Origin of the sequence: Pedococcus sp. 2YAF34 (genome assembly GCF_052114585.1) — a bacterium.
Taxonomy (GTDB): Bacteria; Actinomycetota; Actinomycetes; order Actinomycetales; family Dermatophilaceae; genus Pedococcus.
Window position 1 is genome coordinate 15,997 of record NZ_JBFRFA010000018.1, and the last position, 26,298, is coordinate 42,294.

General features: G+C 73.2%; 20 protein-coding genes and 1 riboswitch. Of the genes, 9 read left to right on the forward strand and 11 right to left on the reverse strand.

Going from position 1 to position 26,298, the window contains the following annotated elements; all coding sequences use genetic code 11:
• Positions 1–9: 9 nt before the first annotated feature.
• The 5 genes from AB4Z02_RS11200 to AB4Z02_RS11220 all read left to right on the forward strand — a co-directional run bounded on the left by AB4Z02_RS11200 (position 10) and on the right by AB4Z02_RS11220 (position 5,154).
• Positions 10–1,428, forward strand: a complete 1,419-nt coding sequence (locus tag AB4Z02_RS11200) for a S8 family peptidase (RefSeq protein ID WP_441971013.1) — start codon at positions 10–12, stop codon at positions 1,426–1,428.
• Positions 1,428–2,897 (forward strand): WXG100 family type VII secretion target, encoded by a 1,470-nt coding sequence (locus tag AB4Z02_RS11205; protein ID WP_441971015.1) that lies wholly within the window; start codon positions 1,428–1,430, stop codon positions 2,895–2,897. Before AB4Z02_RS11200 ends, AB4Z02_RS11205 begins: the two co-directional genes overlap by 1 nt.
• Before the next feature lie 109 nt (positions 2,898–3,006).
• On the forward strand, positions 3,007–3,948 hold the full coding sequence (locus tag AB4Z02_RS11210) for a hypothetical protein (protein WP_441971017.1): 942 nt from the start codon (positions 3,007–3,009) through the stop codon (positions 3,946–3,948).
• Complete coding sequence (locus AB4Z02_RS11215) at positions 3,945–4,691, forward strand: hypothetical protein (protein ID WP_156400041.1); 747 nt, start codon at positions 3,945–3,947, stop codon at positions 4,689–4,691. Before AB4Z02_RS11210 ends, AB4Z02_RS11215 begins: the two co-directional genes overlap by 4 nt.
• A gap of 4 nt (positions 4,692–4,695) precedes the next feature.
• A complete protein-coding gene (locus AB4Z02_RS11220; RefSeq protein WP_441971019.1) occupies positions 4,696–5,154 on the forward strand; it encodes a hypothetical protein in 459 nt (152 codons plus the stop codon).
• Between the two features lie 34 nt (positions 5,155–5,188).
• Here AB4Z02_RS11220 and AB4Z02_RS11225 read toward each other — a convergent pair whose 3' ends face one another.
• Together AB4Z02_RS11225 and AB4Z02_RS11230 are read right to left on the reverse strand one after the other, a co-directional pair.
• Positions 5,189–5,953 carry a hypothetical protein gene (locus AB4Z02_RS11225; RefSeq protein WP_441971021.1) on the reverse strand — a complete coding sequence of 255 codons (765 nt, stop codon included), beginning with the start codon at positions 5,951–5,953 and terminating at the stop codon, positions 5,189–5,191.
• Between the two features lie 7 nt (positions 5,954–5,960).
• Positions 5,961–7,496: a hypothetical protein gene (locus tag AB4Z02_RS11230; protein WP_441971023.1), complete on the reverse strand. Its 1,536-nt coding sequence runs from the start codon at positions 7,494–7,496 to the stop codon at positions 5,961–5,963.
• A 267-nt stretch (positions 7,497–7,763) separates the two neighbouring features.
• Here AB4Z02_RS11230 and eccCa point away from each other — a divergent pair, with 267 nt between their 5' ends.
• The 3 genes from eccCa to AB4Z02_RS11245 all read left to right on the forward strand — a co-directional run bounded on the left by eccCa (position 7,764) and on the right by AB4Z02_RS11245 (position 12,986).
• Positions 7,764–11,669, forward strand: coding sequence for a type VII secretion protein EccCa (gene eccCa, locus AB4Z02_RS11235; RefSeq protein WP_441971025.1), 3,906 nt, complete (start codon positions 7,764–7,766; stop codon positions 11,667–11,669).
• A gap of 34 nt (positions 11,670–11,703) precedes the next feature.
• Positions 11,704–12,465, forward strand: coding sequence for a lysophospholipid acyltransferase family protein (locus AB4Z02_RS11240; RefSeq protein ID WP_441971027.1), 762 nt, complete (start codon positions 11,704–11,706; stop codon positions 12,463–12,465).
• Positions 12,466–12,536: 71 nt separating this feature from the next.
• Positions 12,537–12,986 (forward strand): hypothetical protein, encoded by a 450-nt coding sequence (locus tag AB4Z02_RS11245; RefSeq protein WP_441971029.1) that lies wholly within the window; start codon positions 12,537–12,539, stop codon positions 12,984–12,986.
• 151 nt (positions 12,987–13,137) lie between these two features.
• Here AB4Z02_RS11245 and AB4Z02_RS11250 read toward each other — a convergent pair whose 3' ends face one another.
• From AB4Z02_RS11250 to AB4Z02_RS11280, 7 genes are all read right to left on the reverse strand, one after another.
• Positions 13,138–13,677 carry an NUDIX hydrolase family protein gene (locus AB4Z02_RS11250; protein ID WP_056884726.1) on the reverse strand — a complete coding sequence of 180 codons (540 nt, stop codon included), beginning with the start codon at positions 13,675–13,677 and terminating at the stop codon, positions 13,138–13,140.
• Between the two features lie 107 nt (positions 13,678–13,784).
• A complete protein-coding gene (locus AB4Z02_RS11255; RefSeq protein WP_441971031.1) occupies positions 13,785–15,140 on the reverse strand; it encodes an FAD-binding oxidoreductase in 1,356 nt (451 codons plus the stop codon).
• Positions 15,137–15,967: an ECF transporter S component gene (locus AB4Z02_RS11260; protein WP_441971032.1), complete on the reverse strand. Its 831-nt coding sequence runs from the start codon at positions 15,965–15,967 to the stop codon at positions 15,137–15,139. The genes AB4Z02_RS11255 and AB4Z02_RS11260 overlap by 4 nt, the downstream gene beginning before the upstream one ends.
• Positions 15,964–17,715 carry an ABC transporter ATP-binding protein gene (locus AB4Z02_RS11265; protein WP_441971034.1) on the reverse strand — a complete coding sequence of 584 codons (1,752 nt, stop codon included), beginning with the start codon at positions 17,713–17,715 and terminating at the stop codon, positions 15,964–15,966. The genes AB4Z02_RS11260 and AB4Z02_RS11265 overlap by 4 nt, the downstream gene beginning before the upstream one ends.
• Entirely contained in the window at positions 17,712–18,797 is a 1,086-nt protein-coding gene (locus AB4Z02_RS11270; protein WP_441971036.1) for an energy-coupling factor transporter transmembrane component T, read from the reverse strand. The genes AB4Z02_RS11265 and AB4Z02_RS11270 overlap by 4 nt, the downstream gene beginning before the upstream one ends.
• Before the next feature lie 12 nt (positions 18,798–18,809).
• Positions 18,810–19,697 carry a hypothetical protein gene (locus AB4Z02_RS11275; RefSeq protein ID WP_441971037.1) on the reverse strand — a complete coding sequence of 296 codons (888 nt, stop codon included), beginning with the start codon at positions 19,695–19,697 and terminating at the stop codon, positions 18,810–18,812.
• On the reverse strand, positions 19,694–21,388 hold the full coding sequence (locus AB4Z02_RS11280) for a hypothetical protein (RefSeq protein WP_441971039.1): 1,695 nt from the start codon (positions 21,386–21,388) through the stop codon (positions 19,694–19,696). Before AB4Z02_RS11280 ends, AB4Z02_RS11275 begins: the two co-directional genes overlap by 4 nt.
• A gap of 112 nt (positions 21,389–21,500) precedes the next feature.
• A riboswitch (cobalamin riboswitch) is annotated at positions 21,501–21,625 on the reverse strand.
• A gap of 353 nt (positions 21,626–21,978) precedes the next feature.
• Between AB4Z02_RS11280 and ileS the strand changes: the two genes are divergently transcribed.
• Entirely contained in the window at positions 21,979–25,305 is a 3,327-nt protein-coding gene (gene ileS / locus AB4Z02_RS11285; protein WP_441971082.1) for an isoleucine--tRNA ligase, read from the forward strand.
• A gap of 127 nt (positions 25,306–25,432) precedes the next feature.
• Here ileS and AB4Z02_RS11290 read toward each other — a convergent pair whose 3' ends face one another.
• The gene (locus AB4Z02_RS11290; RefSeq protein ID WP_441971041.1) at positions 25,433–25,951 is read right to left on the reverse strand and encodes an SRPBCC family protein; all 519 of its coding nucleotides are present in this window, start codon (positions 25,949–25,951) and stop codon (positions 25,433–25,435) included.
• Positions 25,948–26,277 carry an ArsR/SmtB family transcription factor gene (locus tag AB4Z02_RS11295; protein ID WP_441971043.1) on the reverse strand — a complete coding sequence of 110 codons (330 nt, stop codon included), beginning with the start codon at positions 26,275–26,277 and terminating at the stop codon, positions 25,948–25,950. Before AB4Z02_RS11295 ends, AB4Z02_RS11290 begins: the two co-directional genes overlap by 4 nt.
• Positions 26,278–26,298: the final 21 nt, after the last annotated feature.

The window sequence follows — 26,298 nt, forward strand, 5'->3', positions numbered from 1 at the left end:
GCACCACCCGTGACACCCACCCGCCGGATCGTGCGGCCCGCCCTGGCGGCGACCCTGGGCCTCGGCCTGCTCGTCGCGCCGCTGGTGGCGCCGCCGGGGTCGGTGGCGGCGCCTCCCACCGCGCAGGCGGCCAACCCGACCCCGTGGTGGCCCGCCGCGATGGGGTTCGACGACCTGTCGAAGGCCGGCGCCACCGGGCAGGGCGTCACCGTCGCGGTGCTCGACGGCACGATCGACCCGAACGCCGCAGACATCAGGGGGCGGGTCGCCTCCATCGACACCCCCTGCAAGCAGAAGGCCACCGGTGCGAGCGCGGACGCCGACCACGCCACCCAGATCGCCCAGGTGATCGTCGGGACCGGTGCCTCCTCGGGCGGCACCGCCGGTGTGCGGGGTATCGCGCCGAAGGCCACCCTGCGCCACTACAGCCTGGGGGTCGGGGACCCCAACCGGTGCCAGCTCTCCGTCGACGAGGACGCCACGGAGGCGATCCTCCCGGCGATGAAGCAGGCGCTCGAGGACGGCGCGAAGGTCGTCAACCTGAGCTTCGGCGGCAGCGGCACCGACGACGACACCAAGCAGGCGGTGCTGATGGCGCAGCACGCCGGCGCCATCGTCGTCGCCGCCACCGGTGACGGGTCCCTCAGCTACCCGGCCGGCTACAACGGCGTGGTCGCCGTCAACGGCTGCGACCGGCGCGGTCAGCTCGATCCCCGCGGCGCCAACGACCACGCGTACGGCATCGCGTTCTGCGCCCCCGGCATGGGGCTCGTCGTCGGTCTCCACCGGGGTGGCACCTGGGTCGGTCAGGGAGCGCTCGTGGACGGCACCTCGTACGCCGCGCCGCTCGTCGCCGGCGGCCTGGCCGCGTACTGGTCCAAGTACCCCCGCGCGACCGCGAACCAGGTCCTCCAGGCGGCGCTGCGCCACCCGGGGATGCGCCAGGGGACGAGCACCAACGGGACCAAGGGCTGGATCTATGCCTACCGCCGGGTCGGCTCGGGGTTCCCGACCATCCAGGACGCCTCGAAGACCGGCTTCGGGTGGGGCATCTTCGACCCGGCGGACCTCGTGGGCGTCGACCCGACCACCTACCCGGACACCAACCCGCTGCTGCGCGCCGACCACCCGATCGGCCCGACCGCCGCGGAGGTCGCCGCGGGTGCACTGGGCGTCGACAAGGGCACGGCCACGACGACGAGCTCGCCCTCCGCCACCAGCACGGCGACGCCGAGCACCGTCGCCGCAGCACCGGGGCAGTCGGCACCGCAGGGTTCCGGGCAGGGTTCCGGGCAGGGTTCAGGGCTTCCCGCATGGGTGTGGGCCCTGGTCGCCGTGGTCGTCATCGCCGCCGCAGGTGGCGCACTAGCAGTCAGTCGCAGGGGTGCCGGGACGAGTCCGGCGACCACAACAGGGGAGGGAAGCTGATGGGCGCCAAGGAGTCCGAGCTCAGGAAGATCAACCAGGCGGCAGGCAACATCGAGGCCCAGGCGAAGGAGTGGGACCTGGCAGCCGACGACATCGACCGCCTGGTCGACAGCATCAAGACGACGAAGAACGACCTCTCGGTGGACTGGGAGGGCGAGGGGGCTTCGGCTGCCTACGCGGCCATGGACACCCTGGTGACCAACCTCAAGGACCACGCCAAGGCCCTGCGGGAGGTCAACACCGCCCTGACGTCGGCCAACACCGCGGTCCAGACGGCGCAGACCGCCCTGGCCACCCAGGTGGAGTCGGTCGACACCTCCCCGGACCGCCAGGCCTTCGTGCGGCAGGAGGGGCTCGACGGTTCCGGGCCCATCGGCAAGACCTTCGACCAGGACGCCTACGACGCCGCGGTCGCCGGCCAGGAGGCTGCTCGCGAGGCGGCCGCCGAGAAGGCCCTCCAGAAGCTCAAGGTGGACATGGCCGTCGCCACGCAGGCGCTGCCCGTCGACGCCAAGGACGACTACAACCGCGACCAGACGGCCCTGCCCCCGAGCGGGGGCGGCGGGGGCACTGGTGGTGGGGGTGGCGGCATCCCCTCGGGCGGTGGCACGTCCGGCACCGGGTACTCCGGCAGCAACAGCGGTCCCGTCCCGACCATCGGCACCACGGGCTTCTCGCCGACCGTCACCTGCACCGGCTACCAGCCCGTTGCGCAGGACCCGACGCTGCCGCAGATCATCCCCGACGACGGCACGACGGGGAGCAACGGCACCGTCGACTACGACTTCTCCACGAGCGTCGACGGCACGGTGACGGGCTCTGTCCCGTCCGGTGGCGTCAACGGCACCACCTCGGCCAGCGGCCTCGGCGGCCAGGGCGGCGTCGGCGGCAGCTCCGGCCTCGCGGGCACGGTGGGCGGCCTCGGCATGGTCGCCGGCGGTGCCGGCGTGGGCGGCGCCCTGCGCGGTGGTGTGGGCGGACTGTCCTCGGCCACGCGGGCTGCGGGCGGTGCCGCACGCGGCGCGCTCGGCGGCCTCGGTGGCACCTCGGCCGTGCCCGGCGGTTCGGGCGGCGGGGCTGGTGTCGCCGGCGGCGGAGCCGGTGGCCGTGGCGGTGGCATGGTCCCCGCCGGTGGTGGTGGCGCCTCCGGTGCCGGTGGCCGTGGCTCCTCGTCCCTGACGGGTGCCTCGGGATCGGGCAAGTACGGCGTGCCCAAGCTCGACGGCGCGCAGGGCGGCCGCGCAGGCTCCTCGGTCGTCGGCGGGGGCCAGGGCTCCGGCGCGGGTGGCCGTGGCTCGGGCGCCGGTGCCTCCGGGCGCGGCGGCCGGGGCGGCGCCGTCGGCTCAGGTGGGTCGGCGGGCCGTGGCGGCTCCTCGGAGGAGGAGAAGCAGGACCGCGAGTTCCTCACCCACGAGGACCAGGAGAACTGGTACGACGAGGCCGAGGCTAGCGACTCCGTCTGGGAGTAGGGCTCGCAGCACCGGGCTGGACACCGGGCTGGACACCGGCCTGGACACCGGCCTGGACAACACGCTGGACCCGGGCTGGAGACAGCGCCGTCACGACAGGGGGAGAGGCATGGCACCGAGGATCAAGGTCGAGATCGCCCAGATGGACCTCATCGGGCAGGTCTTCGACAGGCAGCAGACCCACATGCAGGGGGTCGGGCAGTTCGTCCGCGCCAACTGCGGGGCGCAGGGCGCCTTCACCGGCGTGCTCGGGCTGCTCGAGGGCCACTACCGGGGGGCGTACGACGCCGGCACGCAGGGCATGTCCAACGGCGCGACCATCGCCGGGGTCTGCTCGGAGAAGACGGCGGCCACGCGCAGCACGTTCGTGGCCCGGGACCAGGCCGCCTACGAGCGCATCGCCGCGAAGCAGGGCATCAACGCGCCGTACGAGGCCCCTCGCGGGGGCACCGTGCAGCCCGGGGCGCCGATCGGCGGCCCGGGGGCGGGTGGCAAGAGCAGTGGCCCGTTCGACTTCATGAAGCAGTTCAAGGACTGGGTGGGTCTCGGCGACAAGGTGACCCAGCCGTTGCACAGCAACGTCAAGAACCTCTGGAAGGTCAAGGACCGCGACCACGACCTGTCCGACATGACCGACCCCAAGTACTGGATCCAGCGCAAGATCACGCAGCGTTTCAACGACTGGAGCCACGGGATGGACGGCATGACGCCGACGGAGCGGGGCAACGAGCTGCGGCGCCGCCAGCGCGAGGCCTACGAGAACGGCCAGGACTGGTCCCGCGACCACGTCCCGGGGCGCGAGGACGACCGCGGCTCGCGCAGTCCCGCCGGCGGAGCCATGACCGACAAGGACGCCGGCCGGTTCAACACCGCGACGAAGGTGCTGCAGCTGCCGGGGGCGGTGGTCGGTGAGGGTGAGGGCCTGCACGACACCTGGGACCGGCTCCACGACATCGAGGACCAGCAGACGGCCGTGCGCCAGGCAGAGGCCGGACCCAAGAACGACGGCGCCATCAAGTGGGCCACCAAGGACAAGGGAGGCACGTGGTGAGCGTCGTCGAGAAGGTCGACCCGTCGTCGTTGATGTGCACGCCGACCGTGCCGACGGGTGACGACTTCGTCGAGGAGTTCGAGTCCAGCTGCGGCTTCCTGATCGGGCACCTGCTCGGGTTCTGCCGGTCCGCGTTCGACGTCGACCCGGTCTACGAGCTGGTCAAGCCGCTGTGCGGTGACTGGGGCCTGATGGGCAAGGCCCAGACCGGGTGGGGCATCGCCGGCAAGATGTGCACCGGCGTCGGCGAGAACTTCACCGCGCTCAGCACCAACACCCTCGACGTCTGGGAGGGCGAGGCGGCCGACGCGTTCAGGACCCAGATGGTCTCGCTGGGCAAGAACTACTCGACCTACTCCGAGGGCTGCGACCTCATCGGCGAGCTCACCGGCAGCCTCATCGAGGTGGCCAAGTCGGCGGCCCTCGGCATCGCGACGCTCATCTCGTTCCTCAGCGACATCCTGGAACGACTCGTGGTGGAGGCCTCCGTGCCGGTCGTGGGCTGGCTCGTCGGGGCTGCCGACATCGCCATCCACATCCGCAGCTTCTGGTCGAAGTTCGACCGCGCGATCACGCTGCTGCGCAAGGTGCTCGACGCCATCGAGAAGGCCGTCGACGCGATCTACGCCGTCATCAACATCATGCACGCCATCAAGGTCGCGCTCGCCACCATCGCGGGCAGCGCCGCCGCCATCAACGCCACGCACATGGACGGCGCGGCCAGGAACCAGTTCGGGGTGTGAGCAGATGAGCGAAGCAGACCGCATGATCGCCGAGGTCAGGGCCATGCTCGGTGAGATCCAGAGCATCTCCGACGACATCCAGAAGGAGACCCGCGAGGCGATCAAGGAGCACCAGGACTACCTCAGCAAGGCGGAGGACAGCGACGAGGAGCGGGCCAAGAAGGCCCGGGCAGGGGAGCTGGGTCCGGACTGGCAGAAGATCCAGCGTCGCATCGACCTCGGGGAGACCTCGCCGGGCGCGGTCGCCCTCGGCGCCGACGACTCGACCGCCGCGCAGAACCTGCGCCGCACCGCGGCGGAGCACACGGACGCCATCGCCGCCTACCAGCGCGAGCAGCTCGACAGCACCGACGACTCGGCGCAGGACCTGCAGGTCGCGTACGGCGCCGCGCAGGCCCACCTGCGGGAGATCCGCGAGCAGGTGGCCCGGATCCAGGCCCGCCCACTCCCGACCCTCGACTGACCGGCCGCCCGCAGCGACAGGTCCGGCGGCCGGCTCAGGCGCGACGGCGCCGGGTCGGCTTGTCGTCCATGGCCTCGAGCTGGCTGCGGCGCCGCGTCAGGGCCGAGACGCAGGCGGCCTCGGTGACCAGCACCGGCAGTGCCGCGAGGGCGGACCAGCGCCAGGCGTCGTCGCGGTGGTCGGCCGGGTCGTAGCCGAGCGGCTGGATCATCGGCACCTGCAGCCCGGTGGGGTCGGTGGTCAGCAGGTATCGGTCGCCGACCGCGATCGTCGCGAACGAGTAGTCGTTCACGTTGCGCCGGCCGAGCGTCGACCACGCTGTCGTCTCGACACCGTGGTCGTCGCGCACCCGGACCCGGCTGGAGCCGTTGAAGAGCCGGTCCGACTGGGTGACGACGACCTCCCCACGGGCGTGGACCACCTCCGTGGTCCACAGCCGGAACCCGGCGTACTGGACGAGGAAGGTCGCAAACGGCACGAGCACGAACACGGCGCACAGGGCCTTGAACGGCACCCTGGCGCTCACCTGCATCACCACGGCCCAGAACACGAGGGTCGCAGCGGCCGTGAGCAGGAAGTTGACCCGTCCCGGCACGGTGTTGCCATCGCCCACCCGGGGGTGCAGCGACCACCAGATGGCGGCGAAGAGTGTCGCGTGCGCAGCGAGGACCAGCAGCACCCGGCCCCGGAGCCGCATCCCCCGGTAGGACTTCTCGGCCGGGTCGACGGCCGGGTCGACGGCGGGGGCGGCACCCGAGCTGGTGTCCGGGGTGGCGCGGGTGGGCTCCCGGCTGCTCATCGAGCCGTCACCCCGAGGTCATCCGGCGCATGGCCTCGAACCCGTCGGCGGCCAGGGCGGCGGCCGGAAGGCTGAGCACGACCGCGAGCCCCTGGAGCATGTCCGCCAGCCGCGAGAGGCGCGTCGAGTGCCAGCCCCGGGCCAGGACGATGGCCGAGACGATGGCCACCACCCCGAGGACCACGGCGACGCCGACCACGCCGAAGCCGGGGCCGGCGCCCAGCCGCTGGCCCGCTGCATACGTGCCGAGCAGGGCGGAGAGGGCTGCTGCGGTGAGCAGGGCGAAGCGGGGGAGGCGGTCACGAACGGTCCGCGACTGGAACCCCAGGGCCGTCGTCACGGTGGCGCACAGGCCGACCGTGCCCCACGCCGACCAGGCGGAGCGGCCGGGCGTGGCCACGAGCACGGCCAGGGCGACGGGGGCCACCAGGCACGCCCACACGGTGCCGGCGGCGACCGCCTCGCGGGCGGCGAGGAAGACGCCGTCGATCTCGGTGGGGCGCAGGCGGCGGAACCGGCGGCGTCGCTGCTCGCGGGCGGTCCAGATGGTGGTGGACAGGCGCTCCACGTCGACGAGCTGCTCGTCGGGCACCTCGAAACCCATGGACGGCAGCAGCCGGGTCGCCGCCGGGACGAGTCCGGCCGCGACGGCGGCGACGGCGAACGCCGGCCAGCCCAGGACGATCCCGGCCACGCCGAGCGCCCCGAGCCCCGCGAGGGTGGTCAGGGCAGCGCGGGACGCCCGGTCCACGGGGCCGCCGATGATGCGGGCGACGCCCGCGAGCGTGGTGGCGAGGGTGCAGGCCGCGATGACGGCGATGCGACCGGAGCTGGGGGACTGGGCCACCGGGAGGGCGAGCCCGGCCCCGAAGCCGAACACGGGGGCAACCAGCCGGGACAGGCGCGCCGCGGACGACTCGGCCGCGTCAGTCGCCAGGGCGAGGCCGGCGAGGAAGAGCGCGCCGGCGGTGACCGCGGCCAGCGCGACGTCGGGCGTGGTGTGGTCGCGGAAGGCGCCGGTGCCGAGGACGACGACCGCGACAGCGGCGAGCCCGGCGCCGGACCAGCGCAGGAGGGTGTCGGTGGAGACCGCGGCCGTGGTCGGGGCCGTCGTGGGGACCACCACGACCGTGCCGCCCGGCTCGACCGGCAGTGCCAGCTCGTCGCGGCGGCGGGTGACCTCGCTGAGCTCACGGCGGGCGATGGTCGCCTCGGACGGCGGGGTGTAGCGGCCGCCCTGGCCCTCGGGGGAGCGGGCGCCACCGGCCACGGCCGAGCGGTCGAGGTTGAGCACGTCGCGCGTCACCTCGTGCGTCGTCGCCCGGATGACCGTGAGCAGCGTGCCCTCGGGCACCGCGTCGCCGAGCACCTCGCCGAGGGCGATGACCCGACCTGCCGGCGTGGCCACGGCATACGGGCTGTTGCGGGGTGCGATGCCAAGGGCTGCCAGCAGGTCTCCGACCTGCGCGTTCGCCGGGGCGACGAGGTCGTAGCGTCGGTCGTCGGCGAGCAGTGAGATGCGGTGCGACGACTCGTCGTTCACCTCGGTCCTCCCCTTCTGACGACGCTCCCCAGCGGACTCCCCGCGAACAATAGTGCCTGATTGTCCCGTGAGTACGCGCCTGCGCCCTTCGTCCCGGTCGGACACGGTACGTTGGGGCCCGCTGTGGACGGGAACCGGCCGACTTCGGGGGAGGCCGGCGACGCGGCGCGACGGGCTCGAACGCCGAGGAGGGCGCACACCACCATGTCAGTGACCTTGCGGAGGGGACCTCGCGAAGAGGCGCCCGAAGTACCTTCCGGCCGCATCGTGCTCCAGCCTCCGCCGGAGATCACCCCGAGCGAGGGCGCCGGTGGCCTGCTGCTCAATGCCGTGCCCATGCTCGGCAGCGTCGGCTCGATCGCCTTCGTCGCGCTCTCCCAGCCCGGCGTCAAGGGCTACATCGCCGGCGGCATGTTCCTCATCGCGTCCCTCGGGTTCGTGGGCGTCAACGGCTACCGGCAGCGCCAGCAGCACGCCGCAGGGATCAGCGAGGCGCGGCGGGAGTACCTGGCCTACCTCGGCGAGGTGCGCCAGACCGTCCGCGGGGCGGCCACCCGCCAGCGCGCCGCCGCGCTGTGGAACAACCCCTCGCCGGACGCCCTGGCGGCCCTCTGCGAGGAGCGCACCCGCGTCTGGGAGCGCTCGGCGAGCGACGACGACTTCCTGCGGGTCCGGTTCGGCCGCACCAACCAGCCGCTGTGCATCACCCTCGAGGCCCCCGACACCCCGCCCATGGCGCAGCTCGACCCCGTGGCCGCCTCGGCGCTGCACCGCCTCATGTCCACCCACCGGGTGCAGCCGGACCTGCCGGCCTCGGTCTCCCTGTCCTACTTCTCCCGCCTCGAGGTGACCGGCGACGCCGAGCCCGCGCGGTCCCTGGCACGCGCCATCGTGACCGCCGCGGCGGCCCAGCACGCCCCCGACCAGCTCCAGGTGGCCGTGGTCTCGGCGAGCGACTCGCTGCCGGAGTGGGAGTGGGTCAAGTGGCTGCCCCACGCCCACAGCCAGCGCGAGCGCGACGGCGTCGGCCCCGCGCGCATGGTCGCCACCTCCCTGGCCGACCTCGAGCCGATGCTTCCCGCCGACCTCGTCGAGCGCCCGCGCTTCGGACGCGCCGACCAGCGGACCCTGCCCCACGTGCTCCTCGTCGTCGACGGCGGCGAGGTCCCCCCGGGCAACGCCATCGTCACCGACGAGGGCGTCATGGGCATCACCGTCCTCCACCTCCCCGAGCGGTGGGACGAGCTCAGCCACGAGGGGCGCATGCGCCTGGCCCTCGGCCAGCCGCAACGTTCCGGTCCCTACGAGGGCCGCGTCCCGATGCAGATCATCACCCTGACCACCGAGCCGGCCCAGGGCTTCGCCGACACCCTCTCGATCGTGCAGGCGCAGGCGGCCGCGCGACGGCTCGCCCCCCTGTATGCCGGCGCGGAGCCGGAGCGCCGCGACGCCATGACGAGCTCGACCGAGCTCGTCGACCTCCTCGGGCTCGGCGACGTCCGCGACTACGACCCGGAGGCGGCATGGCGCCCGCGCCTGCAGCGCGACCGCCTGCGCGTGCCCATCGGTCTCGGCGCTCAGGGGCAGGTCGTCTCGCTCGACATCAAGGAGTCCGCCCAGCAGGGCATGGGTCCGCACGGGCTGGTGATCGGCGCCACCGGCTCCGGCAAGTCCGAGGTGCTGCGCACCCTCGTGCTCGCGCTCGCGATGACCCACTCGTCCGAGGCGCTCAACTTCGTCCTCGTCGACTTCAAGGGTGGTGCGACCTTCGCGGGCATGGCCGACATGCCGCACGTGTCGGCGGTCATCACCAACCTCGGCCAGGAGCTCAGCCTCGTCGACCGCATGCAGGACGCCCTGCACGGTGAGATGGTGCGCCGCCAGGAGCTGCTGCGCTCGGCCGGCAACTTCGCCAACGTCACCGACTACGAGAAGGCGCGCCTCGCCGGCGCCGACCTCGAGCCACTGCCCGCGCTGGTCATCGTCGCCGACGAGTTCAGCGAGCTGCTCAACGCACGGCCCGAGTTCGTCGAGCTGTTCGTGGCCATCGGCCGGCTCGGCCGGTCGCTGTCGATGCACCTGCTGCTCGCCTCGCAGCGGCTGGAGGAGGGGCGCCTGCGCGGCCTGGAGTCGCACCTGTCCTACCGCCTCGGCCTGCGCACCTTCTCGGCCGCCGAGTCCCGCACCGTCATCGGGGTGCCGGACGCCTACGAGCTGCCGGCCGTCCCCGGCCTCGGCTACCTCAAGCCCGACCAGACCACGCTCATCAAGTTCAAGGCCGCCTACGTCTCCGGACCGCCGCCGGCTCGTCGCCGCATCGCCAGCGACCGCACCAGCGCGACCAACGACATCGTGCCCTTCTCCGCGGCCCCGGTCCTGCGCCTCAACGACACCCCCGAGCCCCAGGTCGTGGACGCCGGGCCGCGCGAGGAGCGGGCGACGTTCGACATCGCCGTGTCCAAGATGCGCGGCAAGGGTCGCCCGGCCCATCAGGTCTGGCTGCCCCCGCTCGACGTGCCGGACGCGCTCGACACGCTCATGGGCGACCTCGCGCCGGACCCCGAGCTCGGCCTCGTGTCGCGCCGCTGGCGGGACGCCGGCTCGCTCGTCGTGCCGATCGGCATCGTCGACCGGCCGCTGGAGCAGCGCCGCGACACCCTCAGCGTCGGCCTCGGCGGAGCGGCCGGGCACGTCGCGATCGTCGGCGGCCCGCGCAGCGGCAAGAGCACGCTGGCCCGCACCCTGGTCACCTCGCTCGCCCTCACGACCACCCCGCTCGAGACCCAGTTCTACGTCCTGGACTTCGGTGGTGGCACGTTCTCGCCGATGGTCAAGCTCGCGCACGTCGCGGGTGTCGCCAGCCGCAACGAGCCCGACGTCGTGCGCCGCACGCTCGCCGAGCTGCGCGGGATCGTCGACAAGCGCGAGGCCTACTTCCGTGCGGAGGGGATCGACTCGATCGAGACCTACCGGCGCCGCCGCGCCGAGGGGCGTGCCGACGACGGGTACGGCGACGTGTTCCTCGTCGTCGACGGCTGGCCGACCATCCGCGCCGAGTTCGACGAGCTGGAGATGCAGATCCAGGAGCTCGCCGGCCGCGGCCTGACGTTCGGCCTGCACCTCGTGGCCACCACCAACCGCTGGATGGACTTCCGCAGTGCCGTCAAGGACGTCTTCGGCACCCGGCTGGAGCTGCGCCTCGGCGACCCGAGCGACTCCGAGATCGACCGCAAGGTCGCCGCCAACGTGCCCAAGGGACGCCCCGGCCGAGGCATCGAGGCGACCCGGCACCACTTCCTGTCCGCCATCCCGCGCATCGACGGCAGCGGCGACGTCGGCAGCCTCGGCTCCGGTGTCGACGACATGGTCGACCGGGTCAACGCCGCCTGGCAGGGCCCGTCCGGTCCCAAGCTGCGGCTGCTGCCCGACGAGATCCGCATCGACCGGGTCCGGGAGATGGCAGGTCCGGGCGACCGCCGGATCCTGCTCGGCATCGACGAGAGCAACCTCGCGCCCATCGGCCTCGACGTCGTGGAGGAGCCGCACCTCTACCTCTTCGGTGACAGCGACTCGGGCAAGACCAGCATGCTGCGCACGGTCGCCCACGAGGTCATGCGCCTCTACACGCCGGAGCAGGCCCAGATCTTCGCCGTCGACTACCGGCGGTCCCTGCTCGGGGAGATCCCGGACGAGTACCTGCGGGACTACTTCACCACCGAGGAGCAGGCGACCCAGAACATCGCCGAGCTCGCGACCTACCTGCGCAGCCGTCTGCCGGGGCCGGACGTGACGCCCGAGCAGCTGCGCAACCGGTCGTGGTGGACCGGCGCCGAGGTGTTCGTCCTCGTCGACGACTACGACCTCGTGGTCACGTCGGCGGGCAGCCCGCTCGCGGCCCTCGTCCCGCTGCTCGCGCAGGCCGGCGACGTGGGGCTGCACCTCGTTCTCACCCGGCGTTCCGGTGGTGCGTCGCGGGCGTCGTACGAGCAGGTCATGCAGACCCTGCGTGACCTCGCGACCCCCGGCATCCTCCTCTCGGGCAGCCCCGACGAGGGCCCGCTCATCGGCAACATCAAGGCCGTCCCGGCGGTCCCCGGCCGCGGCCGCCTCGTGTCGCGCGAGACCGGCAACAACGTCGTCCAGCTGGCCTGGACGCCGTCGCGCCACGGGTGACGGGTTCCCTGCGCCCGCCCCCTAGGCTGGGCGCATGGAACCCGTCTACCGCACCGTGATCGGCGCCGCCCGCGGGCTCTTCGCCGCGCAGGGGCTCAAGATCCGGATCAACGGCCTCGAGAACGTCCCGCGGCACGGTGGCGGCGTCATGGCGATCAACCACACCGGCTACTTCGACTTCACCTACGCCGGGCTGGTGGGGGTCGAGGTCGGACGCCTCGTGCGGTTCATGGCCAAGAAGTCGATCTGGTCCAACCCGGTGGCCGGACCCCTGATGACGGGCATGAAGCACATCCCCGTCGACCGTGAGGCCGGCACCGAGTCCTTCGCCACGGCGCTGTCGGCCCTGCGTCGCGGCGAGCTCGTGGGCGTGTTCCCCGAGGCGACCATCTCGCGGTCCTTCGAGCTCAAGGCGTTCAAGTCAGGGGCTGCGCGGATGGCCCAGGAGGCCGTGGTGCCGTTGCTGCCGACGACGATCTGGGGCTCGCAGCGGGTGTGGACCAAGGGCCAGCCCAAGCGCATGGGGCGGCACGGGTTCCCCCTGTTCATCACGGTCGGCGCCCCCATCACCGTGGGCGCGGACGAGGACCCCGCCGCGGCGACGGAGCGGATGAAGGCGGCCATGCAGGCGCAGCTGGACGCCGACCAGGCTGCGTACCCGGCGTGGCCCGAGGCCGAGAAGCACCTCCTGCCGGCGCGGCTCGGCGGCACCGCCCCGACCATCGAGGAGGCCGACGAGCTCGACCGCATCGACCGCGCCAAGCGCGTCCGCAGCCAGCGTCGCCCGGCGCGATGAGCCCCCGCGCGGCCTCGCTGCGCACCCCCTAGGGTGAGTCGGGCAATACCGACACCAAGGGGGAAAACACCATGAACCGACTGACGACCGCTGCCGCCGGGGTGACCATCGTCGCGGCACTCGCGGCCTGCGCAGGAGGCTCCACCGGCTCGTCGGACGCGACGGTACAGGCCAGCCGGCCCGCGTCGAGCGGCGCTGCGAGCCCGTCAAGCTCGAGCTCCAGCAGCGCGGCGGGCGAGGCCGCGAAGCTGCCCGACGGGTTCCCGCTGCCGGACGGCGCGCAGCAGCAGGGTGCCGCCACCACCAGCGACACGCTCACGCTCGCCGACTACACCGTGCCGGACGGCAAGAAGGCCTACGACGGCCTCGTCACCGGCCTGCCGGGTGCGGGCTGGACGATCAGTGCCAAGTCGTGGAGCGACAGCCTGGGTTCGGGCACCATCACCGCGTCCGGCAACGGCACGGACGTCAAGCTGCTCGTCCTCGACCAGGACCTCAGCCTCAGCATCAAGAAGAGCTGACCCGCCCGGTCACCGCCGCGGCGCGACTCGGCGCCACCACTACTGGCACGACGCCACGCGTGGTGGCGATCCGGTCCTCTGCGCCACCACTACTGGCGGGACGCCAGCTCTGGTGGCCGAGGACGAGCCCGTGCGCCGACGGCCGTCCCGGTCAGACGGGGTGGCCGAGGTGCGCCAGCGCCTGGCGCAGCAGGACGCCGTGCCCGTTGTCCATCTCGGCCAGCAGGCCGGGGGCCATGGCCTCCTGGGGCGTGAGCCAGGCCAGGTCGAGGGCGTCCTGCTGCGGGCGGCAGTCACCCTGCACGGGCACGACGAACGCCAGGGACACCGCGTGCTGGCGCGGGTCGTGGAACGGCGTGACCCCCGGGGTGGGGAAGTACTCGGCGACGGTGAACGGCTGGGGGCTGGCGGGGAGCTGGGGCAGCGCCATCGGGCCGAGGTCCTTCTCCAGGTGCCGCACCAGGGCGTCCCGCACCCGCTCGTGGTACAGCACCCGGCCCGAGACGAGCTCGCGGTTCATCTGGCCGTCCTCGGAGGCGCGCAACAGCAGGCCGACCGCGGTGAGGACGCCCCGGTCGTCGACGCGCACCGGCACGGCGTCGACGTAGAGGATCGGCACGCGCTGCCGGGCGGCGTCGAGCTCCTCGTGGGACAGCCAGGACTCACTGCGGTCGAGTTCGAGGGGGCTCATGTCCTCGTTTCTACCAGTCCGGTGGGGTGCGGCGGGTCGCCGCCCCGCCCTGTCGAGACGCCCCGCCCCGTCGACCCGCCTGACGGGACGCCGGCGCGGATGGCGCGTCAGGACCAGTACACGCGTCCGGGGTTGAGGATGCCGCGGGGGTCGAAGAGCGCCTTCACCGCGCGCTGCCGCTCGAGGGAGGCGGCGCCCACCTCGTCGGGAAGCCAGCGGGACTTGAGCGAACCCACCCCGTGCTCGCCGGTGATGGTGCCGCCCATCGAGAGCGTGACCGCGACGAGCTCCCCGAAGGCCTCCTCCGCGCGGTGGCGGCTGGCCTCGTCGGCGGGGTCGTAGAAGAAGGACGGGTGCAGGTTGCCGTCGCCGCCGTGCCCCGACATCGAGATCTCGACGCCGGTGCGCGCTGAGATCTCGTGGCCCGCGGCGATGAGCTCGGTGAGCCGGCGCACCGGGACGCAGACGTCCTCGATGAAGTGGGTGCCCTTGGCGACGAGCCCGTGGTGCAGGGCGCGCCGTCCTGCGAGGAGGGCGTCGCTCTCCTGCGCGTCGTCGGCGACGGCGACCTCGGTGGCGCCCGCCGCCTCGAGCAGCGTGGCGTAGCGGGCGATGTCCTCGGTGGTGTGCCCGGGCCGGTCTGCCTGGACGATGAGGACGGCCGCGCAGTCGCCCGGGAAGCCGAAGTCGGACACCGACTGCACGGCCGCGATGGACACGTCGTCGAGGAGCTCGAGGAGGCTCGGCCGGTGCCGCTCGCGTCGCAGGGCGACGATCGCGTCGCTGGCCGAGGACAGGGTGCCGAACGTCGCGAGTGCCGTGAGGGCCGGGTCCGGGGCGGGCACGAGCTTCACCACGACCTCGGTGACCACGCCCAGCGTGCCCTCCGAGCCCACGAACAGCCCGGTGAGGTCCAGGCCCGCCACGCCCTTGGCGGTCCGGCGCCCGGTACGGATCACCTCACCGCCGGCGAGGACGACCTCGAGGCCGCGCACGTAGTCGGCGGTGACGCCGTACTTGACACAGCACAGGCCACCGGCGTTGGTGGCGACGTTGCCGCCGATGGTGCAGAACGCCGACGAGGCGGGGTCCGGCGGGTAGAACAGCCCCTCGGCAGCGGCCGCCGCCTTGAGGTCGGCGTTGAGCACCCCTGGCTGGACCACGGCGGTGCCCTCAACGGGGTCGAGGTCGGTCACCGCGGTGAGGCCGGCCAGGCTGAGCACGATGCCGCCGCTCAGGGCGACCGATCCGCCGGCGAGGCCGCTGCGCGCGCCCTGCGGCACGACCGGTGTGCCGGTGGCCTGGGCGTGGGTGAGGACCTCGACCACGTCGGCGAGGTCGCGGGCACGGACCACCTCGAAGGTGTCCGGCGCCGTCGCGCCCACCGACTCGTCGACGGCGTAGGTCGCCTTGACGTCGGGGTCGGTGACGGTTCGGTCCAGCAGGGAGGGTGGCAGGGTCACGCCGACAGCGTATGCCGCGGTGCCGGCTCGGGCTCGAAGGTCACCTCCGCGTCGAACGCGGCCCTGCGTGACGCCCGGCGCAGGGTCGCGAGCACGGCGCGGCCCGTGACGGCGATGAGCACGACGTTGGTGACGGCCCGCCCGAGGTCCCACCAGGCCGACGTGGCGAGGGAGAACAGGGCGAAGCGGCGCAGGTTGTCCCACGGGGCGGCGCCCGCCACGAACGACAGGTGGCTGCCGAGCCCGGTCGAGAACGGCCAGAACGAGAAGTTGAGGGCCACGCCGTACAGCAGGCCGGCCAGGGCGCCGTACACGGCGAGGAGCGGCACCTCCCACCGGTCACGCACCCGCGGAAGCAGCCCGGCTCCGAGGCCCACCCAGGAGGCGCCGAGCATCTGGTAGGGCAGCCATGGTCCGACACCCCCTGTGACGAGGGCGGAGGCGAACAGGGTCGTCGAGCCGAGGACGAAGCCGAAGCCGGGGCCGAAGACGCGGCCGCCGAGCACGAGCAGGAAGAACACGGTCTCGAGTCCGGCCGTTCCGGCGCCGAGGGGCCGCAGGGCCGCGCCGACGGCCGACAGGACCCCCAGCATCGCCACGGCCTTGACATCGAGGCCGCTCTCGCTGATCTCGAAGAGCACGACCGCGAGCAGGAGGGGCAGCAGGAGCGCGAAGAGGAGGGGAGCATCGGCGCTGTGGCCCAGGCGGGAGTCGGCGCCGGCGAACAAGGGCCACAGGAACGCCATCACCCCGGCCACCGAGACGAGCAGGAGGGCGATGGTCGACCGCGGGCGCAGGGCGACGGCACCCAGGCGTGAGGAGCTCATCGGCCGCCGCCGGCGGTCACGGACGGCTCGGGCCGGGCAGCGGCGAGGGCGTGGTCCACCTCGGCGACGGTGAGCAGGCGCAGGGGTGCGAGCACCTTGGCCACCTGGGGGGCGAAGGCGGGGGAGTCGCACAGCACGTCACGGGCGGCGCCGTCGGCGACCACCCGGCCGCCGGCCATGACGACGACCCGGTCGGCGACCCCCGCGGCGAACTCGACGTCGTGGGTCGCCACCAGCACCGCAGACCCGTCCTCGACGAGCTGGCGCAGCAGGCGCGCCAGGGCGTCCTTGGCGGGGTAGTCCAGGCCACGGGTGGGCTCGTCCAGCAGGAGGACCCCCGGGGCGGCGGTGAGCTGGACGGCGACCACGAGCGCGAGGCGCTGGCCCTCGGACAGGTCCCGGGGGTGGCGGTCGCCGGGCACGCCCGGGGCCAGGCGGTCGAGGTGGCTGCGTGCCGTGCCCTCGGCCGCGCCGGCCTCCTGGTCGGCCTGGCGGCACTCCGCCTCGACGGTGGGCAGGTAGAGCAGGTCGCCGGCGCTCTGGGGCACCAGCCCGACGTGGCGGCGGCGCTGGGCCGGGGACTCCCGGGCCGGGTCGACGGTGACAGGGACGACGGTGACAGGGGCGACGGTGACAGGGGCGACGGTGACAGGGTGTGGCCCCGCGCTTCCAGACCCTGCGCGGCCCGACCGGACCTCGACGGACCCGCCGCTGCGGGTCCCGGTGCCGTGCAGGGCCCACAGGAGCGAGGACTTGCCGGAGCCGTTGCGTCCCATGAGGGCGACCACCTCGCCGTCGGTCAGCGCGAGGTCGACCCCGTCGACGGCGGTCACGTCGCCGTGGCGCACGGTGACGCCCGAGCCTTCGAGCAGGACGTCCTGCGCGGGGGCTCGGGCGTGCGCCCCGTCCGGCACGGGCACGGTCTCCAAGGTGGTGCGCAGGTCGTGGGCGGCACGCCGCGCGTCACGGACGGTGAGGGGCAGGGGGTCCCAGCCGACCCGGCGGCCGAGGTGGACGACCGGAGGCGCGAGGGGCGAGGCGGCCAGCACCGACGCGGGGTCGCCGTTGGTCACCGTGCCGTCGTCGTGCACGAGCAGCACGTGGTCGGCGAGGCCGACGATGCGTTCGAGCCGGTGCTCGGACACCACGACGGTGAGGCCGAGGTCGTGAACCAGGCGCGAGAGCGTGGCGAGCACCTCTTCCGCGCCGGCGGGGTCCAGGGCGGAGGTGGGCTCGTCGAGGACCAGGACGCGGGGGCCGGCGGTGAGCACCGAACCGATGGCCACGCGCTGCTGCTGGCCCCCGGAGAGGTCGGACAGCGGGGCGTCGCGCAGGTCGGCGATCCCCAGCACGTCGAGCACCTCCTCGACCCGGCGCCGCATCGCCGGCGGGTCCACCGCGAGCTGCTCCAGGGTGTAGGCCAGCTCCTCCTCGACGGTGTCGGTGACGAAGCCGGCCAGCGGGTCCTGCCGGACCACGCCCACGACGTCCGCGAGGTCACGGGGACGGTGGGTGCGGGTGTCCAGGCCGGCGACGGTGACCCGGCCCGAGAGGTGGCCCCCCGTGAAGTGGGGGACGGTGCCGTTGACGGCGCCCAGCAGCGTGGACTTCCCCGCCCCGGTGCGCCCGGCGACCACGGCGAGCTCGCCCTCCTCGACCACGAACGACGCCGCGCGCAGGGCGGGAGCCGGGCTGTCGGCGTACCGGATGGTCACCCCGTCGAAGACCACGGCCGCGTGCGGGCTCACCGCTGCCCCCGGACGGGGGGAGTGGGCGCGGCGAACGCCGGGAGCGCGGCGACGAGCAGGCCCACGACGGCGAGCAGCGGCAGCGCGGGAGGGGCGAGGGGGCCCAGCGGCAGCACGACGGCGGACGGCTCACGGTGCGCGACGACCAGCATGGCGGCCGCGGCGAGGACGCCGGAGCCGGCGACGACCCACTCGGGCCCGGCCCACGGGTCGGGGCGGTAGGAGGTGCGCCGGACGGCCCGGCCGCCGACCGTGAGCCCACCGCCGCAGAGCAGGAGGCCGACAGCCAGCACGGGCAGGCCGACCAGCGGCGGTGTGGTCGCGTCGAGCAGCCCGTAGGTGCCGACCGCGGCCCCGAGCAGCCCGGTCAGGGTCAGTGCCCCGGTGAGGCGCCGTGCCGACGCGGCCTGCTCGGGGCGGCGGCCGTACCCGCGCGAGTCCATGGCCGAGGCCAGCAGGAGCGACCGGTCGAGGGTGTCCTGCAGGACGGGCAGCGCCACTCGGCCCACGGAGCGCAGGCCCTTGCCGCCCTCACCGCGCAGGACGCGGGCCCGGCGGACCCGTTGCACGCTGTCGGCCAGCTGCGGCGCCACAGCGACCGAGATGACGACCGCGGTGCCGATCTCGTGCAGCGCTCCGGGCAGGGCGCGCAGCAGGCGCTTGGGGTTGGCCAGCGCGTTGGCCGCCCCGATGCAGGCGATGAGCGAGGCGAGGCGCAGGCCCTCGACCGCCGCGGCGAGCAGGCCCTCGAGGTAGAGCGGGCCGAGCAGGGTGATGCCCGGCAGGTCGATGCTGGGCAGCGAGTAGAGGCGCGTCTGGCCGACCTTGTAGCCGACCAGCACGTGCAGCACGACCCGCAGCACGACGATCCAGGCCCCGAGGAAGAGGTAGAGCCGGAAGGCTCGTGCCCACGGCGAGGAGCCGCGCCGGGCCGCGACGACCAGTGCCGCCACGCTCACCGCGAGGAGCAGCAGCAGCGGGTTGGTCGTGCCCGAGCAGGCCACCGCCAGCCCCACTGCCCACACCCACCACGCCACCGGGTGGAGGTGGCGTGGCAGGGCGCGGGGCAGGAGGGAGGCCATGGACGGACGGCGTCAGCCGTGGGCGCGGCGGCGGAGGGTGAGGTATGCCGCGCCGGCACCGACGACGCCGACGAGGCCGAGCCCCGCGAACAAGGACGTGGGCGAGCCGGAGTCCTCGGCCGCCTGGGCAGCCTGGGCGGTCTGCTCGTCGGACGAAGGGGAGGCCTGGCCACCCCCCGGGGTCTCCGTGGACGCCGTGGTGGTCGTTGTGGACGCGCCCGGCTTCGCCTTCGTGGCGGTGGTGGCGGCCTTGCCGGTGGAGGCGGGGGCGCCCGGGGTCGTGGCCCCCGAGGTGCTGCGGGGTGTCGGGGCGCCGGTGCCGGTGTGCGACCCCCCGGTCCCACCCCCGCCGGTGCCCGTGGCGCGCGGGGACGTGGCCCGCGGGGTGCTCGGCGTGCTCGACGACGGCTTCGGCGTGGAGCTGGGGCTCGGCCTCGGGCTCGGCTTCGGGACGGGCGTTGCCGCAGGAGGGGCCGTGCTCGGCGCCCCACCGGAGCCGAACGCGAACCCGACGACGGACCCCGACGGCGGGTCGTACTCCGCCACGCCGCTGCTGCTGTAGGTCCACGAGCCGCCGCGCGAGGCGTGGAAGAAGGCCCAGTAGGCGCTCGACGGGGGCATGCGGTTGCAGGTCTGCGCGGGCACCGAGTTGATCTGGCAGACCACCGTGCCCTGGTACTGCGGCGGGTAGGTGACGTTCGCGACCCCGGTCAGCGCCCTGATGGCGCTGGAGGAGTCGGGGGCGCAGAGGGTCGAGGAGGACGAGCCGTAGTCGATGACCACGGTGACACCGGTTGACCCCGAGCAGGCGGCCGCGTCCGCCGCCCCACCCGGGAGGGTGAGGCCGCCGGCGAGGACGAGCCCGGCGGCTGCAGCGAGGCGCCCCAGGGTGCGGATCACGCGTGCACGCCCTTGCGCCGTGCCAGGACCAGCGCTGCAGCACCGACGAGGAGAAGGAGCAGGCCGGCCAGGGCGGTCATCGCCACGTCGGCCCCCGTGAAGGCAAGGGCCCCCGGGGTCGCCGAGGCGGCAGGCGCCCCGGCGGGTGCTGCGGGTGCGTTCGTGCCGGCGGCCGAGCCCGTCGGCGCACCCGTCGTCGCACCCGTCGTCGCCGTGGCGGTCGAGGTCGTCGACGTCGCTGAGGTCGGGCAGGTCGGTGCCGGGACCACGGTGGTCGCGCCGTCCGAGCCGGCCGACAGCAGGGTGCCGCCGGCGAGCCCCAGGGTGGCCTGCGGCGTCGCCCGCAGCGCGCGGTCGAGGGCCGCGGTGTCGCCGGGCTTTGAGGCGAGCGTCGAGCGGTCGGCGGCGGTGAAGGCGATGCCGCCGCGCAGGTCGCTGGCGAACGTGCAGTCCAGCTGAAGGGAGGCCAGGAACCCCTGGGCGCGCGCGAGCTCGGCGTTGCGGCCACCGGCGGCGAAGGCCTGCGCCGCCACCCCCGCGGTGTTGGCGTTGTACTGGCCGTCACCGTTGAGGAAGCCGCCGTTGGCAGCCTGCTTGCCGGCGAGGAACGTCAGGGCGCGGGTGACCGCCGGGTCGACGGTCCCGCGCAGGCCGATGGCGGCCTGGACCGCGAAGGCCGTGGCGTCGACGTCGCTGGTGCACGAGCCGCCGGCAGCCCCGAGGTCGCCGCGGAAGCCACCGTCGGCGCACTGCTGGGCCAGCAGGTAGTCGACCGCCTCCTTCGGCGCGGACCCGGTGGCCCGGCCGACGCCGATGATGTCGAGCGCCTGGCCCGTGGTGTTGGAGTAGTCGCAGACGTCGTACCCGCAGCCGGTCGCCGGGAGGTCGGAGTAGCGGCCGGGCTCGGCCGCGCCGAGCGAGGACTGGAGCTGGGCGAGGAGGTCGACGTGCTTGGGCCCGACGTCGCGCGGGTCGCCGCCGTGGGCCACGACGGCGAGGAGCACCTTGCCGGTCGGACCCGCGTACAGGGAGGAGTAGTCGGTGCCGATGTAGCCGCCGACGTTCTGCTCGAGGTAGGCGAAGGCCGCGTCGGCCTCGGCCTTCCCGACCTTGGCACCGTCCAGGCCGAGGACGGCGTCGACGGTGTTGCCACCGTCGAAGTAGGTGCCGCCGGGGTAGTTGTAGTGGTCGCCGCGGGCGGCGAGCGTGCGCACCATGAAGCCGGCGGCATACCCGGCCTGCTCGGCAGTGCTGCCGGACAGGCGAGCCTGGCTCGCGGCGTTGCTGGTGTCGAAGGGGACGGTGGCGGTGGAGGCCGCCCGGGCCGCCGCCGACGTGGCGGTGCTCGCGGCCGGGGACGTCGCCGTGCTGGTGGTGGTGCTGGCCGACGTGCTCGTGCTGGACGAGCCGGTGGTCGAGCCGCTCGCGGTGCCGGTGGTCGTCGGCGCAGGGCCGGTCGGAGCCGTGGTCGTCGGCGCGCCGGTGGTGGTGGTGGTGCCGCCGGTCGACGTCGTGCTCGTCGGGTCGGCGGTGGTGGTCGAGCTCGGCGACGTGGTCGTGGCCGGTCCGGTGGTGGTTGCGGGGGTGGGTTCGGTCGTGGCGGCGGTCGCCGCGCCTGGCGCGACGAGGGCCGCTGCCAGGGCCAGGGCGAGGACAGCGGCCGGACGGGCGCTGCGGGCTGACGGGTGCATGGTGCCTCTTGGTGAGCGAGCGGTGTCGCGACGGTGGCACCGGCACCCGGTGGGGAAAGACAAAACCCCCGCTGTCGCTCGCGCGACAACAGGGGGCGGCCTCGGACCCATCGGTGTCCGGGCTCCGCCCCGCGTACCTCGACGGAAATGGAGCCGCTCCGCGTCCCAGGCATTCCGGCTCCCACCTCGAAGGTGGCTCACGGTTGCGGGTCAGCGCCGGATTCGGACCGGCTTCCCCTGGGGCACGTCGTGGTGTCACCCGAGGGCGACGCTGCCGACTGTACACCTGCGGCGCAGGCCGCCCGGAAACCCGGACGAGTCGTCCGTCACAGCCCGCTAGACTGTGGCGACAGGCATCGACCCGGTCATCACCGGTGAGCCTCCGGAAGAACGGGACCACCGCCTCGCGGCGGTCCTCACTAGACCCGGACGGGTGGGCCCGTCATCGCCTTCGGCAAGAGCGGTCGTACGCCGTGTGCCCCGGCACGCGGACGGCGGCAAGCGAGGTGGCACCGCGGTGTCGCCGGGAGAGCCCGGCGCCGTCGTCCTCGTGCGAAGCAGCACGACACGACGTGAGGACCGCCGACACCATGGCCTACCCCAAGGTCTCCAGCGCCACCGCAGGCACCGATGCCGCGACCCCTGCCCAGGGTGTCGCCGCCTCCCCGAGGTTCCCCGAGATCGAGGAGCGCATCCTCAGGTACTGGGACGAGGACGGCACCTTCATCGCGTCGGTGGAGAACCGCCCGGCCGGCGAGGACGGTGACAACGAGTTCGTCTTCTACGACGGGCCGCCGTTCGCCAACGGCCTGCCGCACTACGGCCACCTGCTGACCGGCTACGTCAAGGACCTCATCCCGCGCTACCAGACCATGCGCGGGCGCCGTGTCGAGCGCCGGTTCGGGTGGGACACCCACGGCCTGCCCGCCGAGCTCGAGGCGATGAGCCAGCTCGGCATCAAGACCAAGGACGAGATCCTCGAGCTGGGCATCGAGAAGTTCAACGCCGCCTGCCGCAGCTCGGTGCTCAAGTACACCGACGACTGGCGCGACTACGTCACCCGCCAGGCGCGCTGGGTCGACTTCGACCACGACTACAAGACGCTCGAGCCCGACTACATGGAGTCGGTCATCTGGGCGTTCAAGCAGCTGCACGACAAGGGCCTGGTCTACGAGGGCTTCCGCGTGCTGCCCTACTGCTGGAACGACCAGACGCCGCTGTCCAACCACGAGCTGCGCATGGACGACGACGTCTACCAGAACCGCCAGGACCCGGCGGTCACCGTCGGCCTGCGCCTGGAGACCGGCGAGCTGGCGCTGGTGTGGACGACCACGCCGTGGACCCTGCCGGCCAACCTCGGGATCATGGTCGGCCCCGACATCGACTACGTGGTCGTGGAGTCCGACGTCACCGGCACGACGCAGCGCTACGTCATCGGCGAGGCCAGGCTCGCGGCGTACGCCAAGGACCTGTTCGGCCCCGACGAGAAGGACCCGGAGTCGCGGGTCGTCGAGCGGCTCAAGGGGAGCGACCTCGTCGGGCGCTCGTTCACGCCGCCGTTCGACTACTACCTCGGGCACGCCAAGGCGCACCGGGTGTTCCCGGCCGAGTTCGTCACCACCGAGGACGGCACCGGCCTGGTCCACACCGCCGGCGCCTTCGGTGAGGAGGACAAGATCGTCACCGACGCGGCCGGTATCGAGCCCGTCATCCCGGTGGGCCCCGACGGCTGCTTCACCTACCCCGTCACCGACTACGAGGGCGTGCAGGTCTTCGACGCCAACCCGATGGTCATCGAGCACCTCAAGAACCGCACCCGCGGCGAGGGCGAGACGGGCGCGGTCACCGAGGGCACGGTGCTGCTGCGCCGCGAGACCTACGACCACTCCTACCCGCACTGCTGGCGCTGCCGGCAGCCGCTGATCTACATGGCGGTCTCGAGCTGGTTCGTCGAGGTCACCAAGATCAAGGCGCGCATGCTCGAGCTCAACGAGCAGATCACCTGGGTGCCGGAGCACGTCAAGCACGGCCAGTTCGGCAAGTGGCTGGAGAACGCCCGCGACTGGTCGATCTCGCGAAACCGCTTCTGGGGCAGCCCGATCCCGGTCTGGAAGTCCGACAACCCGGAGTACCCGCGCGTCGACGTGTACGGGTCGTTCGAGGAGCTCGAGCGCGACTTCGGGGTCGAGGTGAAGGACCTGCACCGCCCCTTCATCGACGAGCTGACCCGGCCCAACCCTGACGACCCCACCGGGCAGTCGACGATGCGCCGTGTCGAGGACGTCCTGGACGTGTGGTTCGACTCCGGCTCGATGTCGTTCGCGCAGGTGCACTACCCGTTCGAGAACGCCGACTGGTTCGAGCACCACTTCCCGGGCGACTTCATCGTCGAGTACATCGGCCAGACCCGTGGCTGGTTCTACACGCTGCACATCCTCGCGACCGCGCTGTTCGACCGGCCGGCGTTCTCGTCCTGCGTGAGCCACGGCATCGTCCTGGGCTCGGACGGCCAGAAGATGAGCAAGTCGCTGCGCAACTACCCCGACGTGCGCGAGGTCTTCGACCGCGACGGGGCCGACGCGATGCGCTGGTTCCTCATGAGCAGCCCCATCCTGCGCGGCGGCAACCTCGTCGTCACCGAGCAGGGGATCCGCGACGGGGTGCGCCAGGTGCTCATCCCGCTGTGGAACACCTGGTACTTCTTCTCGTTGTACGCCAACGCCTTCCGTGGCCCGGACGGCAGGCAGGGCTATGAGGCGAAGTGGTCCACCGCCTCGACGGACCCGCTCGACCGCTACCTGCTGGCCAAGCTCGGCCAGTACGTGCAGACGATGCAGGGCCAGCTCGACGGCTACGAGGTCGCCAACGCCTGCGAGACCACGCGCGGCTTCCTCGACGTCGTCACCAACTGGTACGTCCGGCGGTCGCGCGAGCGGTTCTGGGACACCGGTGCCGGCGCGCAGACGGGGACCGGCGGGGGAGCGGGCGCCGAGCAGGCGTTCGACACCCTCTACACCGCGCTGGAGGTCGTGTGCCGCGTCGCCGCGCCGCTGCTGCCGCTGACCACCGAGGAGATCTGGCGCGGCCTCACCGGTGGACGCTCGGTGCACCTCACCGACTGGCCGGACGCCTCGGACCTGCCGCACGACGAGGCGCTCGTCGCCGGCATGGACCGGGCCCGCGAGGTCTGCTCCGTCGCGTCGTCGCTGCGCAAGGCCGGTGGCCTGCGGACGCGCCTGCCCCTCGCCGACCTCACGGTGGTCGTCCCGGATGCGTTGTCCCTCAAGGACTTCGGCGCGATCGTGGCCGACGAGGTCAACGTGCGCACGGTGACCCTGCGCGACATCAGCGAGGCGAGCCAGTCCGACTTCGGCATCACGCAGCGGCTCACGGTCAACGCCCGTGCGGCGGGCCCGCGCCTGGGTCGTGACGTGCAGCAGGCCATCAAGGGCAGCAAGTCCGGCGACTGGTCGGTGGCCGAGGACGGCACGGTCACGGCCGGCGGCCTCGACCTGGTCGAGGGCGAGTACACCCTCGAGACCGTGGTGGACTCGGGTGCCCGGGGTGGCTCGCAGGCCACGGCGATGCTGCCCGGCGGCGGGTTCGTCGTGCTCGACACCGAGGTGACGCCCGAGCTGGCCCAGGAGGGCCTGGCCCGTGATGTCGTCCGCGCCGTCCAGCAGGCCCGGCGCGACGCCGGGTTCGAGGTCACCGACCGCATCTCGCTCACCGTCACCGGTAGCCAGGCGGTGTGGGAGGCCACGGTCGCCCACCAGGCGCTCATCGTGGAGGAGACGCTGGCCACGCAGTTCGGCAGCGCCCCGCAGCTGGAGGCGCTGCCCGAGCGGGCCGACGTCGCGCAGGCGACGGTCGGCGACGGCGAGCCCGTGCGGATCAAGGTGATGAAGCTCGCCTGAAGCCACGCGGTACGGCCCGGCGCGAGACCGGGTTCGCCGTGAGTCTTTGAGCGGTTGGCCCAGCCCCCACCGGGTCAACCGCTCAAAGACCGACGACCGGCCGGAGGTCGCGGGCTGGGCGGCCGGCTCAGGCGCGCTCGAGGGCGGACTTGAGGCCGGACAGGACCCACGGCCAGCCGCCTGCCCCGTGCTGGTCGGCAGCGCTGTTGCCGGAGACCTCGAGCGCGGTCGACGGTGCGCCCGTGAGCTCGTGCACCAGCGTGAGCCGGGTGGTGCCGTCGAACGCCGGCTCGATCTCGTAGGTGAGGGTCGTCTCGGGCTCGTCGTTCCAGACCGGGTTCCAGGTCTGGACCAACCTGCGCGGCGGGTCGCACTCGAGGACGCGCCCGGTGACCACGACGTCGGGCATGCCCACGCGCTTCATGTCGTCGGAGGCGGTGTGGCGGAACGTGCCGCCCGGGGTGAGGTCGAACTCCACGTCGCCGCCGTACCCGTACTGCCGGGAGAACTCCGGTGACGTGATCGCCTCCCAGACGCGCTCCGGCTTGGCGTGGATGTAGATGCGAAACACCTGCGTGGTGCCCTCGGCCCCAGGTGTAGCGGCCGGTGTCGCGGTGGCGGTGGTGGTGGTGCTCTGGTCGGTCATGGCTTCTCCTCGAGCTGGCTCTTCAGGGTGGTCAGCGCCGTGAGCCGGCGCTCGGTGTACTTGTCGATCCAGCGGTCGTGGACCTGCTGGATGGGGACGGGGTTGAGGTGGTGGAGCTTCTCCCTGCCGCGGCGCAGGGTGACGACGAGGTTGGCCTCCTCGAGGAGGCGCAGGTGCTTGCTCACGCCGAACCGCGTCATCGGCGTGTGCTCGACCACGACCTCCTCGAGCTCACCGAGGGTGCGCCCGCCCCGTTCGCGGAGGGTGTCGAGCAGCAGGCGCCGGGTGGGGTCGGCCAGGGCCTTGAACACCAGGTCGTCCTGCATGGGCCGAGATTAGGTGACTAT

What these genes read in the sequence shown, in the direction of transcription:
- AB4Z02_RS11205 (WP_441971015.1), top strand. Translation starts at nt 1,428, where the DNA reads ATGGGCGCCAAGGAGTCCGAGCTCAGGAAGATCAACCAGGCGGCAGGC.
- AB4Z02_RS11210 (WP_441971017.1), top strand. Translation starts at nt 3,007, where the DNA reads ATGGCACCGAGGATCAAGGTCGAGATCGCCCAGATGGACCTCATCGGG.
- AB4Z02_RS11220 (WP_441971019.1), top strand. Translation starts at nt 4,696, where the DNA reads ATGAGCGAAGCAGACCGCATGATCGCCGAGGTCAGGGCCATGCTCGGT.
- AB4Z02_RS11225 (WP_441971021.1), bottom strand. Translation starts at nt 5,953, where the DNA reads ATGAGCAGCCGGGAGCCCACCCGCGCCACCCCGGACACCAGCTCGGGT.
- AB4Z02_RS11240 (WP_441971027.1), top strand. Translation starts at nt 11,704, where the DNA reads ATGGAACCCGTCTACCGCACCGTGATCGGCGCCGCCCGCGGGCTCTTC.
- AB4Z02_RS11245 (WP_441971029.1), top strand. Translation starts at nt 12,537, where the DNA reads ATGAACCGACTGACGACCGCTGCCGCCGGGGTGACCATCGTCGCGGCA.
- AB4Z02_RS11250 (WP_056884726.1), bottom strand. Translation starts at nt 13,677, where the DNA reads ATGAGCCCCCTCGAACTCGACCGCAGTGAGTCCTGGCTGTCCCACGAG.
- AB4Z02_RS11260 (WP_441971032.1), bottom strand. Translation starts at nt 15,967, where the DNA reads ATGAGCTCCTCACGCCTGGGTGCCGTCGCCCTGCGCCCGCGGTCGACC.
- AB4Z02_RS11270 (WP_441971036.1), bottom strand. Translation starts at nt 18,797, where the DNA reads ATGGCCTCCCTCCTGCCCCGCGCCCTGCCACGCCACCTCCACCCGGTG.
- AB4Z02_RS11280 (WP_441971039.1), bottom strand. Translation starts at nt 21,388, where the DNA reads ATGCACCCGTCAGCCCGCAGCGCCCGTCCGGCCGCTGTCCTCGCCCTG.
- ileS (WP_441971082.1), top strand. Translation starts at nt 21,979, where the DNA reads ATGGCCTACCCCAAGGTCTCCAGCGCCACCGCAGGCACCGATGCCGCG.
- AB4Z02_RS11290 (WP_441971041.1), bottom strand. Translation starts at nt 25,951, where the DNA reads ATGACCGACCAGAGCACCACCACCACCGCCACCGCGACACCGGCCGCT.
- AB4Z02_RS11295 (WP_441971043.1), bottom strand. Translation starts at nt 26,277, where the DNA reads ATGCAGGACGACCTGGTGTTCAAGGCCCTGGCCGACCCCACCCGGCGC.